A 13882-nucleotide genomic window follows, 5' to 3' on the forward strand; every position below is an offset into this window, starting at 1 on the left:
ATGTTACTGACGATTACTACAAGACATACGCCTGCCACAGACCTGGGATATTTATTGCATAAACATCCTGCAAAGGTACAGGAGATCGAGTTCGGGAAGGGGAAGGCGCATATCTTTTATCCTGTGGCAAATGAACAGGAGTGTACCTGCGCATTGCTGCTGGAAATCGATCCGGTTGGACTGGTGCGTACAAATGGAGGCGCCTCCGGAAATCAGTTTGCTTTGGAGCAATATGTGAATGACAGGCCCTATGTGGCGTCATCCCTGATGAGCACTGCGATCGTGAAGGCTTTCAGTTCGGCGATGAATGGTAAATGCAAGGATAAACCGGAGCTGGTGGATGTACCGTTGCCGCTCGAGGTGAAGCTGTCTGTACTGCCTGTGAGTGGTGGAGAGACGATGTTGTTCAGGATGTTTGATCCATTGGGATATATGGTAGATGCTACGCAGCATCCGCTTGATACACAGTTTCCGGAGTGGGGCAACAGCCGTTATTTTACGGTTACGCTGAAGCAGACGATCACTTTAAAAGCATTACTGTCACATTTATTTATACTGATCCCTGTGCTGGACAATGACAAGCATTACTGGGTAAACAGGGAAGAGGTGGAGAAGCTGCTGGCAAAAGGGAAGGGATGGCTGGAGGACCATCCTGAAAAGGAACTGATCATCCGGCGTTATCTGCGTCATCAGCCGTCATTGGCAAATGATGCATTGACATTGCTGATGAAGGATGATATGCCGGATGAGTTAATGACTGATGGTATTGCAGCTGAGAAGCCGAAAGCCGGATTGCATGAGACGCGCCTGCAAAGTGTTTGTGATGAATTGCTCAGTACTCCAGTAAAGTCTGTTATAGACCTGGGATGTGGTGAAGGAAAGCTGCTGAAACTTCTTGTGCCGCATCAGCACCTGACACATATTACAGGCATGGACGTGGCTTCCCGCAGCCTGGAGATCGCTTACCGGCGATTGAAGATAGATAAGCTGCCGGACAATCAGCGTAAGCGGTTGCGGTTGATACAAGGCTCCCTTACATACCGGGACAGAAGGATAGAAGGGTTTGACGCTGCGGCGCTGGTAGAGGTGATCGAGCACCTTGAGCCTGACAGGTTAAAAGCCCTGGAGAAATGTGTGTTCGGTTATACTATGCCCGGCAAGGTAGTGGTGACGACGCCGAATAAGGAATGGAATGTCACTTTTACGGAGGATGCAGATAAAATGAGGCATAGCGATCACCGGTTTGAATGGACCCGTGCAGAGTTTCAGCAATGGTGTGAGCGGGTAAGCAATACTTACGGTTATGCATATAGTATAAAGCCTTTGGGCGAAGAAACCGCTGAGATAGGACCGCCTACGCAGATGGCGGTGTTTACGAAATAGCGCGCGGATCTATCAAATAATATTAATTGAATTTTTATGAGGATACAGATACCCGAGTTATCACTGGTGGTGATGGTAGGGGCAAGTGGATCAGGCAAAAGTACTTTTGCAAGGCAGTGGTTCAAGGCTGCGGAAGTGGTAAGCAGTGACACCTGCCGGGAAATAGTAAGTAATGATGAGAACAGCCTGGATGCATCCGAAGATGCTTTCGACCTGCTGCATTATATAGTGGGTAAAAGATTGAAGCGTGGGTTGCTCACCGTGGTAGATGCCACCAACGTGCGGCCGGAAGACAGGAAGAAGCTGGTGGCGCTGGCGAGGGAGTACCATGTACTGCCTGCCGCTATTGTACTGAATATGTCCGAACGGGTATGCCTGGACCGGAATCAAAAGAGAACGGACAGAAATCTGGCGCCGCATGTGGTGACCACTCAGATCAGTCTTTTGAAAAGAGGGCTCAGTAAATTAAGGGAGGATGGGTTCCGAAAGGTTTTTGAGTTACGTGGAGAAGAGCAGGCGGCGGCTGTTACCGGTATAGAGCGGGAGCCTTTGTGGAATAACAGGCAGAATGAACATGGTCCGTTCGATATTATCGGGGATGTGCATGGCTGTTATGAGGAGCTTTGCAGCTTGCTTACCTTATTGGGACATACCGTTGATGCCACAATGCACAAGGTACAGGTGAGCAACGGCAGAAAGCTGGTATTCCTGGGAGACCTGGTAGACAGAGGCCCTGCGAGTCCGGCGGTACTGAAACTTGTTATGAATGCGGTGAGTGATGGCGTGGCTTTGTGTGTACCGGGCAATCATGACATAAAGTTGCTGAAGTTCCTGCAGGGAAAGAATGTGCAGCTGATGCACGGACTGGAAAGGACAGTAGCGCAACTGGAAGGCGAGAACGCTGATTTCCGGGAGAGATTGAAGCAATTTCTGGATGGGTTGATCAGTCACTATGTACTGGACAATGGGAAGCTTGTGGTGGCACATGCCGGTGTGAAGGAGGAAATGCAGGGAAGAGCTTCTGCAGGCGTACGGGAATTCTGCATGTATGGAGAAACGACGGGTGAGACGGATGAATTCGGGTTGCCGGTAAGATATAACTGGGCTGCCAACTATAGAGGAAAAGCTATTGTCGTATACGGGCATACACCTGTATATGCACCACAGTGGTTCAATAATACCATCGATATAGATACCGGTTGTGTATTCGGAGGAAAGCTGACTGCGTTACGTTATCCCGAAAGGGAGTTGCTTAGTGTACCTGCACTGGCTACCTATATGGAGCCCTCCAGGCCATTGAAAATTCCCGGTGAGGGTAACATCCTGCAACATGAGCATGATGACGTGCCGGATATAGAAGACCTGATCGGCAAACAACTGATCCATACCCGTTTGCTTAACGGTGTTACTATCCGGGAAGAAAATACGGCTGCTGCACTTGAAACGATGAGCAGGTTCAGTATTCATCCGAAGTGGCTGATCTATCTGCCGCCAACGATGTCCCCATCAGAGACAAGTACTTTGCCGGAATACCTGGAACATCCTGTGGGCGCTTTTAGTTACTACAGGAAAAATGGTATTAAGCAGGTGATCTGTGAAGAGAAACATATGGGCTCCAGGGCGGTGGTGATCGTTTGTAAAGACAGTGAAGTGGTGAGCAGGCGTTTCGGTATTGATGAAGATAGTATAGGTACGTGTTACACGAGGACGGGCAGGGCTTTCTTCGCAGATAAGCGTATGGAGCAGGCGTTCCTCGGGATGGTACATGCAGCGTTGACAGCACGTAATTTCTGGGAGGAGATGGAAACAGATTGGGTATGCCTGGACTGTGAACTGATGCCCTGGAACGCGAAGGCACAGGCACTGCTGCAACAGCAGTATGCGGCTACGGGCGCTGCTGCGGTGAATGCCATGACGGAAACGGTGGCAGCGCTGGCAGCAGGATCTGATAATCCGGCGATAGCCGCACTATTGCAGAACTATGAAGAGCGGGCAGCCATGTGCCAACAATTCACGACGGCGTACAGGCAGTACTGTTGGGAGGTGAAGTCGCTGGCAGACTATAAGCTGGCGCCATTCCATTTGCTGGCGACCGAGGGGAAGACTTATTTTGATAAAGATCACGCCTGGCATATGGAGCAACTGGGCCGTTACTGCGGAGGAACTGATAATCCGATGATAGCTACCAGCTGGAGGGTAGTTGACCTGGAGGATGCGCAGAGCGTTGCGGATGCTACTGAATGGTGGGAAGCACTGACAGTGAAAGGTGGGGAAGGTATGGTAGTGAAGTCGCTGTCATTCATAGAAAGGGGCGAAAAGGGCCTGTTACAGCCAGCTATTAAGATCAGGGGCCGGGAATACCTGCGAATCATTTACGGGCCTGAATACACGCTGGAAAGCCATCTTATCCGGTTAAAACAAAGAGGGCTTGGCGCCAAGAGGGCCCTGGCACTAAAAGAGTTTGCGTTGGGGGTACAGGCCATTGAACATTTCGTGGCGAAGGAGCCTTTGCGGAAAGTGCATCAATGTGTATTCGGGTTGCTGGCGCTGGAAAGTGAACCGGTGGACCCGAGATTATAAAACGTGAAGCTGTCTTGACAAGGCAGCTTCTTTCATTTTGGGAAATTGCTGTACATTTGATGAATTTTTATATTTGTTTTTCCTAAAATATACCTATGAAAAGATTTTTACTGCTTTTCACCGTTATTGCATGTTCGTATATTAACGTATTGGCTCAAAAGAATTTAAGTGCTTCTTATACAGTGGACACCTCTTATGGATGCGCTCCCGTCACCGTTAAATTTACCAGCACAAGTACCGGTAACATTAATTATTACTATTGGGAGTTCGGCGATGGCACAGTTTCCAGCGAACCCAATCCGGAACACGCATTCAGCAAACCCGGGAAATATAATGCCAAGCTGATTGTTTATAATGATGCATGGGAGTTTGACACCGCTTATGTGGCAGATAATGCAGGAGATATTTACAGTCTGCCGTATTCAACTTTGCCCACCGCGAAGCTTTACTGCGGACAGTCCGTACAGCTGAATACCGGTATGGAAGATCGATTCGGTTCTCTGATCAGCTTTAGCTGGAATACGGGGGCTACGCGTCCTGCTATCAATGTAAGCGAGCCAGGCCTGTACATGGTACGTTTGACGGGTTGCGGACAATCTTTTGTTGATACTGTGGATGTTGTTGATGCCTCTGCAGGAATCAGTCTATCGTTGGATGGTGAGCTGCATTGGTCGGGAGATATTGCGCAGGTTAAGTTCAAATACCAGGTACCGTTCGATGACAGAGTGATGAGCGGATTGCGAATCGATTATGGTGACGGCATCGTTGCAGATCTTATTCCTGGTGCAGAAAGTCACGGATATAATGTAAAGCCGGGGAATTATCAGGCGTCAGTAGCGGCTGTTATGTTACCCGGAGCAAATGAATATTGCGATACGGCTGCTTATCTGAATTTCAACATCCGTGAGTCATATACAAAAGCGAGCGGCTGGAATAGCCGTGATACCACCGTTGAGATGGGGGACACATTGAAGCTTCGTGCAGGTTCTCCTGATGCTATCTGTGTATGGAAGAGATCCGATGGGTTTATATTGTCGACCGACAGCGTGTTATACATCATAGATGAAGGATATTACCAGCTTACCATGACGAAAAACGGAGACGAGCGTACTGAAAATATCAGGGTAAGTTTTAAACAACCTGTGCTGACGGCTGCTTTCTCTGTAGAGCAAGACCTGTGCGGACTTGCTGTCTTCACCGATAACAGTGCTGCCTATGATTATCCGATCGTGAAAAGGACCTGGTATTTCGGAGATGGAATTGTAGATAGCACTACGCTAAAGCCTTTCCATCAGTATGAAAATGGAGGTTACTACAATGCGAAACTGATCGTAGAAAACAGCAATGGGACTGTTGACTCTACTACTAAAAATATTTATATACCGGAATATCCTGCGATCAGACTTTCCGCGAATGGAGATACAACGATCCGTAAAGGAAGTGTAATTTATCTGACAGACCTTAATGCAAATACCTATGAATATACCTGGTCGACAGGTGAAAAAGGCTATGGTATAGAAGTGTCTTTACCAGGTTTATACTACGTAACGGGTAAGACGCATTGTCCATCCATCACCAGGACAGATTCCATTTATGTAAATGTAGAAGATGTTACTGAGGTTGTCATCCCGGATAATCCTATTACGGGTAATGATACCCTGACCGTAAAGGCTTCCTTTGCACAGGACTTTAACACTGGTAATGTATTCACGGTACAGCTGACACTGAAAGATCCGGGAGCACGTACTACCGGTCTGCAACCTGATGAAGTGATCAATCTCCGTTCGATGCCCGGCACTTCCGGCGATGTATCCATGAGCGTGCGACTGAGTGATACACTTGGCTGTGCTACCAGTTATGCGCTGAGAGTAGTTAGTAGCTCTCCGGCTGATACTACTGGCTGGTCAGAACAGTTCAGCATAACAAATCAGCCGCCACAGCCGGTTATTACACAGCGTGGCGATAGCCTGTTCACTTCGGGTAAATACAACTGGCAGTGGTACTTTAATGAGGCTCCGGTTGAAGGGGCAGCTTCCGCGAACTATCGTGCAAGGGCAAACGGATCGTACAGGGTTGAATCATTGAATGGTAGTGGTTGTTCCAGCAAGTCGGCGCCAGTGTCAGTTGTGATCACGGCGATAGACGATGTAGTGCTGAACGGCAATAAGGTAAAAGCTTATCCTAATCCTTCGGCAGGCGAAGTATACCTGCAGTTTGAGAAACCATTGCTGAAGCCTGTGACCATCAATGTTTACAACCTGGAAGGCCGTGTTGTTTACACCCGTACCACTACACAGCAACTGCAGCCGCTGGACCTGTCTAATTTACCTGGTGGTTTCTACCTTGTGGAGCTTATGGTAAATGGCAAGAAGAAAACACTGTCTCTGATCCTGCAATAATAATGAAGTGATAAGACCAGATGCCTGGCAGCAGGTAGCTGGTATAAACGAAGCAGCCGTCCGCATTGCGCGGACGGCTGCTTCGTTTATGTAGTTGTTGTTTATGATAGCGTTTCTTTTATTTTAGCGGCCACCGCTTCACCTGTGCTTAACGCAGCTTCTACTGTACCGGGGCTTGTGCCGTTATACAGGGCTTCACCTGCGAAGTAGATGGTGTTTTCGATAGGTGTATGTAACACTGTGAGGGCATTTACTGACGCAGGCGTACCATAGCTGTATGCACCTGTTACGTGCGGAAGGGTTGCCCAGTTGGAGATGTGGCAGTCAACGAGCAGATCTTTCAGCGTATCTACTGTTTCGTTGAAGATGTTAGCCAGAGAGATGAGGGCCAGTTCCTGTAACTGTTCATCCGTTTGACCGATATAAGGAACAGCGGGAGGACCTCCCAGCCAGCCGGTGAGGATATAGGCCTTTTCGGGCACCTGCGTCCACCAGGTAGGTATCGGCGCATCACTGAGAATAAATGCTATCTGTTGTGCGTGCTTTTCCCAGAAAGGTGTTTTAAACTGCAGTATAGTTTTGATCACCGTGCCCCAGCCGATGTCATTGGCTGCACTGATGTAAGCGGGGATAGCGGGAGTGAATGCTATCGTTTTTTTTTGCAGTACGCCCAGGGGAATGGTAACGACCAGTTTATTGGCAGACCATGACTGACCGTTTGCCGCCCGGACATTCACTTTGCCGGCAGACCATTCCACAGCAGTAACAGTAGTATTAGTGATGATCTCACATTGCTGTTTGCGGCATATTGTTGTCAGGAAGTCGGTCATAGCGGTGTAACCTTCTTCTATCCTGAAGTTTTTCTCACTTTCGTTTGCCCATTCGTTCAGGAGATATTTTATGCCTACTTTGGTGATGTCGGCAAGATCAAAGCCCTGTACAAAACCCTGGATATTTTTTCTCAGTTGCGCATATTGTTCCTGCGGGTAATGCTGATCGAGGAACTGTTGCATGGTCATATCTTCGGGGACATTTTCCATTTGTTCCAGGAGCTGATCCCAGTTAGTGATCATTTCGTATTCTGCGGTCCATTTCCCGTTACTGACACGGAACATTTGACCGTTCACGAGGTGGTACTTAAGTCCGGCTTCGTTGAGTAGTCCCAATGTTATCGGAAGCTCGCCATGTACGAATTCCGCGCCTTTTTCCGCTGCTTTGGCCCCGTTGTGGTAGATGGTCTTTATGCGTCCGCCGGTAGTAGCAGCGGCTTCCAGTACGGTCACTTTATACTGTTTTGATAATTCCCTGGCAGCGATGAGCCCTGCTGCACCTGCGCCAATAATAATGATTTCTTCTGTTGGTTTGATCATATGCCTATTGGTTCTGTTATAGCAAGTTATGGCTTTTTGTTGTGTTTAAGCAGGAGAATAAATAACGGGAAGATCTGCAATAAAAAAACGGCTTATGTTCCGGGTAGAACACAAGCCGTTTTTTTAAAATAGTAAAGGGCTTAGTTTTTCTTCAGCCTCATTATTTGTGTAGAACGTTTATCGGAATACATGGTCATGCTTTGTCCCTGATCGGTCAACGTGGTTGTGTCCAGCTGGCGGAAGTCAGAAGCGATCACCAGTGTATCGCCTTCCCATTTGTATTTTGCACCGTATGCTGGTGAAGGAGCGGGATCTTCGCCAAACACAGGACTGATCACGAAACCGCCGGTGAAGCTGATAGAATCTGTACCGACCAGTTTGTAGGTGGAAGATCCGCTGGATTCAGGCACCGGATAGTTCCAGGGCTGATTAGAATAACCGGATTCTTCTCCGTTTGTGTAAATGGTACCGATCACATTGGTGTTGATGGTGTACTTGAATTTACTGGAATTGAATCTGGCTGCGTCAATTACTACTGTACCTGCAAGGTCTTTTGCATCGTAGTCGCTGGTAGTAATAGTTTTGTAAACGTCGGTATCATCGCTGTAACGTTGTTCAACCTCTGCATACGTGTTGGCTTTCATGCCGACGAACGTGTAACTTCCTTCGAGTGGATTTTTAACATCGTTGTTTACATCATCATTATTTGAACAGGAAACAAGGGTAGATGCACAAGCGGCTAACAGTAATGCTGATTTAAATGCTTTCATAAGTATTTGTGGGTTTGAAATAATGGGTGCAAAGTTATTCTATTACAAATAGATTATGAAAAATAATTATCTGTAAAGGTCAGGCGAGGGGTAAGAAAATCAGGGAGTAAGTTACCTTTTCAGTACTTTTTCCACTTCGTAAAGGCGTCTTCTCAGTTCTGTGAGTTCTTCTTCGAGGAGGTCGACCTTTTCACTAAGTAGGTACTGGTGATAATCGGGAATGATGGATAATTCGCGCAGTTTAGGAAAGAGGTCATTTTTAAAGAAGGTAAGGCCGGTTTCTTCGCCGTGGAATTCATGTGCTGTTTTGGTGAGGTGATTGTAGAGGCAATAGCGGAGGCCGTCGGAATTGAAGGTCCAGGGACTGATATAGAGTAATTCCCAGTTAGCTATCCTGAGGAGTTCCTGTTCGCCTTTCGCATTTACAAACTGGTAGATGGTAGATTCGACATAACCGTTAGGCTTAAAGGTGTCTGTCGTCATGAGGATATAAGAGTACTCCGGTAAAATGGAAATTGATTCAAGATCGTGTAATGGGCTATGACTTCCATCCCTGAATATTGCGTAGTATCTGACCATAATTTGCTATCTGTTTGAATATTCGTATCACATAATCTGGCAAAGGCAGTGACAATAAGATTAGGCTGAAAATAATATAATTAATATGAAAATCACGTATTAAATATAGAAAACGAACAAGAATATGTGAAGTAGAATAGTATAGACGGCTTGTGCAGTTGTGGCTGATATGTTCATTTTAAATAAATTGACCTTATCTTTATGGATTAATAAACACGAATTTATGAAGTACTTTTCATTATTGATCGTTGCCGGTGTGGTATTGTTTTCGGCTTGTAAGAGTGGCAATAATTCCCCAAAAACAGCAAAAGAATTGCTGGAACAGGCTGCGCCAAACATGAATTCCGGTGCGGACAAATTCACTATTGAAACACCTCCGGGCTGGAAGAAGTCGGATACGACATTTAACGGTATTAAAGCGTTGATGTTTTATGCACCGGAGCTGAAAGACGGGTTCAGGCCCAGCTTAAATGTGGTGACCGAGAATATGGGTAGTAATTCTTTTGCTGAATACGTTGACAAGAATCTTAAGACAATGCAACAGTATATGCTGGATTTTAAACTGTTGGATAAAGGTGACAAAGCTATTAACGGCATTCATGCGAAATGGATGAAGTATAGTGCTAAAGCACAGGGAGGTAAAGAGCTGGTGGCGATCGTATATGCTGTACCACAGAAAGGTATTGTATATAATATTACGGGTGTTACGGTACCCGGCGTTGGTGACGAGTATTTAGGCGTATTTGAAAGGGCGGCATCCACCTTCAGCGTTACCGAATAACTTTCTTTTGTTATAAAAACAGTATGGCCGGGCAGTTAGTCCGGCCATACTGTTTTCAGGGGATCATTATCCCGGAGCGGGTAGTGGAGTAAATAGGTAGATAAAAAGTGTCTGCATGACAGAATAGTTTCATACGCCGGGTTTGCGGAATAATTCCATTTACATATTCCACTATTTTATCCGGAACAGATGGATTATATTAGAGTAAAAGCGCGTCACCTGGCTAATACGTGTTCTGACGATATCAGTGATTTGGCAGGTGTTAAATAGCGTAATAAATGCCGTTATGAAAACTGTGATCCAAAAACCTGGCAGGCTGCTGTTAACGGGCCTGTGTTTATTGTTTGTTTTATTTGCTCATGCACAGCAGGGACCCTGGCCTGCTGTAAAAAAGGAAACGAAGCCCTGGACCCGCTGGTGGTGGATCGGCAGCGCGGTAAATGAGCAGAACCTGGCATCTTCACTTAACATATTAGGGCAGGCGGGATTTGGAGGAGTGGAAATTGCTCCTATTTACGGCGCTATGGGATATGAATCGCAGTACGTCCCTTTTCTTTCTCCACGCTGGATGGAGCTGCTGCGTTATACCGTTGCAAGGGCCGGGAAACGGCAGATGGGAGTAGACCTGACCACCGGCACGGGCTGGCCGTTTGGCGGTCCGCAGGTGACGAAGGCCTATGCGGCCTCCCGTTTTATTATACAGCGGTATCAACTTACCGCAGGAACTCCATTTATACAACAAATACGAATAAACGACGCCAAACAGGAGGGGGCTGTTTTGGAGGCCTTAATGGCCTATCACGGAGGGGTGGCAACATCGTTGATAGAAATGGTAGATAAAGATGGGACTTTGCACTGGTCACCGCCTGGTGGCCAATGGGAACTATATGCACTGTTTGACGGCAGGACCCTGCAACAAGTGAAACGTGCTGCACCCGGAGGGGAGGGATATACGCTGGACCATTTATCGGCGGAGGCTTTGCCGGTATACCTGCATCGTTTTGATACTGCCTTTAAGGATAAAGCGCCAGGGGTAAGATCATTTTACAATGATAGTTATGAGGTGTATAATGCTGACTGGACGCCGGGGTTCCTTACGGCATTTAAAAAACGAAGAGGATATGACCTGTCTACGTATCTGCGGGAGCTATCCAGTGATGATAGCACCGATCTGGTGGCCAGGGTAAAATCAGATTACAGGGAAACGATGTCAGAACTATTGCTAGAGAACTTCACACGGCCCTGGACACGCTGGTCGCACGGATATAGGAGCCTGTCGAAGAACCAGGCGCACGGATCGCCGGGAAATCTGCTGGACCTTTATGGGGCGGTGGATATTCCTGAATGTGAGACCTATGGTTCTACTTATTTTCCTATTCCGGGATTGCGGAGGGACAGTGCGGATATACGAAACGTTGATCCTGATCCTGTGATGCTGAAATTTGCGTCTTCAGCGGGGCATGTGGAGGGGCATCCTTTAATTTCCTGTGAGACGTTCACCTGGTTGACGGAGCATTTCAAAACTTCGTTGTCGCAGTGTAAGCCGGAGGTGGAGCAGGCGTTCCTGGCCGGTGTAAACCATGTATTCTATCACGGTAATACGTTCTCTCCGCCCGAAGTGCCCTGGCCGGGATGGTTGTTTTATGCATCGGTGAATTTTGTGCCTACAAATAGCTTCTGGCCGCATCTGCCGGGATTGAACGAATATATTACGCGGGTACAGTCAGTTTTGCAGTCGGGTACACCCGACAATGAGCTGCTTGTGTATTGGCCTGTATATGATACCTGGAACAGGACGAAGGGGCGTGATATGTCGCTGAACGTACACGGAATAGACGAGTGGTTACATCCCACGGCGTTTTACAAACACGTAAAGGAATTACTGAAGGCTGGATATTCCCTGGATTTTATTTCAGACGCGCAGCTGGCAAGGGCGGGTGTGAGCAGGGAGAAGGCGGCAGGTGGTATAAGCTTATCCGGCTATAAAGTGATTGTCATACCGAAAACGAAATTGATGCCTGTTACTACATTACAACAGATCCTCCGGTTGGCGGAAGAGGGATCGACGATAGTGCTGGAGGCATTGCCGGAAGACGTGCCGGGATTGCGTGCGCTGGATCAACGCAGGAAGGCTTTGAAAACATTGCTTGCATCTCTGCGGTTCAGTGCGGGCGAGAATGGTTTGCAGGTGGTACAACTTGGAAAAGGACGACTGGTCCTGGCAGATGGTATTGAGAAAGCACTATTGCAGTTGGGGGTAAGCAGGGAAGAGCTGACGGATAAAGGACTGAAATTCATCCGTAGGAAGGAACAGCAAACAACGTGGTATTACCTGGTCAATCATACACCAGAGAAAATAGAGGGTTATGTACCGCTTAATAAAGCAGAAGGCAGGGCCATAATGCTGGACCCTCAGACGGGCAGAACGGGTAAGGCATTAAGCAGGGACTCTGCCGGAAGGGCTTATATAAAATTGCAGTTGCTGCCGGGAGAGGCGATGATCGTTCATACAGGGAAAGGCGTGCAGGCGACGGCTGACTGGAAATACCTGGATGGCCCGGAAGCGCCTGTAAGATTATCGGGCGCATGGCAGCTGACTTTTAATAATGGAGGGCCTTTTATACCCGCATCCAGGCAGCTGGAGCAACTACGGCCCTGGACATCGCTTGAAGATACTGCGGCTAATGCTTACAGCGGATCGGGGACATATACGACAACTTTTACATTAGCGAAGAAAGATGCGGGGGAATACGTACTGGACCTCGGGAAGGTGCATGAGAGTGCGCGTGTATGGGTAAACGGGCAGGATGCAGGCATGCTGTGGTCTATTCCTTTCAGGGCGAGGATAGGGCAATATTTAAAGGGAGGTGATAATGAGATCAGGATAGAGGTGGCTAACCTGATGGCGAACCGGATACGATATATGGACCAGCATAAGGTGTCGTGGAGGCGGTACCATGAGATCAATTTTGTGAATATTAACTACACTCCTTTTGACGCGGCGGGATGGATGGTGCAGCCTTCCGGGCTGGCCGGACCGGTTACGATCACCCGATATCCTTAAATTGTTTGAATTTCGTAACTTAGCAGCATGGAAACACAAACACTGGAGGAATTTTACAAGTCGAAGTTCAACTGGTTACCTGAAAACCTTCAGCAGGACCTCGGGCATTTCAACGTGTTCAAGCTGGAGGAAGTGATTGCGGGAGCGCATGGTCCGGCGCCATTCAGGTATAGCCGCCGGGATTTTTATAAGATCAACCTGGTACGGGGCCGTAATCTGTACCATTATGCTGATAAAAGCATTGAAATAGAAGGTACTGCGTTGTCGTTCTTCAACCCGCAGGTACCTTATACTTATGAGGCATTATCGGAGGAGCGGACCGGTTACTTCTGCATTTTTAAAGAGGCGTTCTTTACGGAGCGGATGCGGAGGAATATCAATGAGCTTCCCATGTTTGCACCAGGAGGAAAGCCTTCCTATGTGTTAAATGCTGAGCAGGACGCCCATGTAAGCCAGATCTTTGAGAAGATGCTGGAAGAGATAGGATCAGATTATAAGTATAAATATGATCTGATCATGAACTATGTAACTGAGATCATCCATTATGCCCTGAAGATGGAGCCGATGGATACATTATATAAACATCCGGACGCCAAATCGAGGATCACGTCTGTATTTACGGAGCTGCTGGAGAGGCAATTCCCGATCGAGTCCCCTTCACAGCGGTTCATGTTAAGGTCTGCCAAAGATTTTGCCGACCAGCTGTCTATGCACGTAAACCATCTGAACCGCGCAATCAAAGATACCACCGGAAAAACCACCACAGAGCACATCTCTGAACGTTTGGTGGGGGAGGCCAGGGCCCTGTTGAAACATACGGACTGGAACATTTCGGAGATCGGTTATTGCCTGGGCTTTGATGAACCGGCGCATTTCAATAACTTTTTCAAGAAACAGACGAAGCTGACGCCCTCTTCTTTTAGGACTGTTTGAATTTTGTAATCATTACTTTGAAT

The 13882-nt window shown here is 47.5% G+C and carries 9 protein-coding genes; 6 read left to right on the forward strand and 3 right to left on the reverse strand.

What is annotated here, in order from left to right; genetic code table 11:
• The 3 genes from C7475_RS26635 to C7475_RS26645 all read left to right on the forward strand — a co-directional run bounded on the left by C7475_RS26635 (window position 1) and on the right by C7475_RS26645 (window position 6362).
• Window positions 1-1383 carry a 3' terminal RNA ribose 2'-O-methyltransferase Hen1 gene (locus C7475_RS26635; RefSeq protein WP_110056472.1) on the forward strand — a complete coding sequence of 461 codons (1383 nt, stop codon included), beginning with the start codon at window positions 1-3 and terminating at the stop codon, window positions 1381-1383.
• Window positions 1384-1419: 36 nt separating this feature from the next.
• Window positions 1420-3963 carry a polynucleotide kinase-phosphatase gene (locus C7475_RS26640; RefSeq protein ID WP_110056473.1) on the forward strand — a complete coding sequence of 848 codons (2544 nt, stop codon included), beginning with the start codon at window positions 1420-1422 and terminating at the stop codon, window positions 3961-3963.
• Between the two features lie 95 nt (window positions 3964-4058).
• A complete protein-coding gene (locus C7475_RS26645) occupies window positions 4059-6362 on the forward strand; it encodes a PKD domain-containing protein (protein ID WP_110056474.1) in 2304 nt (767 codons plus the stop codon).
• Between the two features lie 101 nt (window positions 6363-6463).
• On the opposite strand, the gene C7475_RS26650 is transcribed toward C7475_RS26645, so the two are convergent.
• The 3 genes from C7475_RS26650 to C7475_RS26660 form a co-directional block, all read right to left on the reverse strand.
• Complete coding sequence (locus C7475_RS26650) at window positions 6464-7732, reverse strand: NAD(P)/FAD-dependent oxidoreductase (RefSeq protein WP_110056475.1); 1269 nt, start codon at window positions 7730-7732, stop codon at window positions 6464-6466.
• Window positions 7733-7872: 140 nt separating this feature from the next.
• A complete protein-coding gene (locus C7475_RS26655; RefSeq protein WP_110056476.1) occupies window positions 7873-8502 on the reverse strand; it encodes a hypothetical protein in 630 nt (209 codons plus the stop codon).
• Between the two features lie 111 nt (window positions 8503-8613).
• On the reverse strand, window positions 8614-9081 hold the full coding sequence (locus tag C7475_RS26660) for a hypothetical protein (RefSeq protein WP_146217658.1): 468 nt from the start codon (window positions 9079-9081) through the stop codon (window positions 8614-8616).
• Between the two features lie 223 nt (window positions 9082-9304).
• Between C7475_RS26660 and C7475_RS26665 the strand changes: the two genes are divergently transcribed.
• The 3 genes from C7475_RS26665 to C7475_RS26675 all read left to right on the forward strand — a co-directional run bounded on the left by C7475_RS26665 (window position 9305) and on the right by C7475_RS26675 (window position 13859).
• Window positions 9305-9862, forward strand: a complete 558-nt coding sequence (locus C7475_RS26665) for a DUF1795 domain-containing protein (RefSeq protein WP_146217659.1) — start codon at window positions 9305-9307, stop codon at window positions 9860-9862.
• 286 nt (window positions 9863-10148) lie between these two features.
• Window positions 10149-12926 (forward strand): glycosyl hydrolase, encoded by a 2778-nt coding sequence (locus C7475_RS26670; RefSeq protein WP_110056479.1) that lies wholly within the window; start codon window positions 10149-10151, stop codon window positions 12924-12926.
• Window positions 12927-12953: 27 nt separating this feature from the next.
• Window positions 12954-13859, forward strand: coding sequence for an AraC family transcriptional regulator (locus tag C7475_RS26675; RefSeq protein ID WP_110056480.1), 906 nt, complete (start codon window positions 12954-12956; stop codon window positions 13857-13859).
• The last annotated feature ends 23 nt before the right edge of the window (window positions 13860-13882 follow it).

The organism is Chitinophaga sp. S165 (genome assembly GCF_003182155.1).
In the GTDB taxonomy this organism is placed as follows: Bacteria; Bacteroidota; Bacteroidia; order Chitinophagales; family Chitinophagaceae; genus Chitinophaga.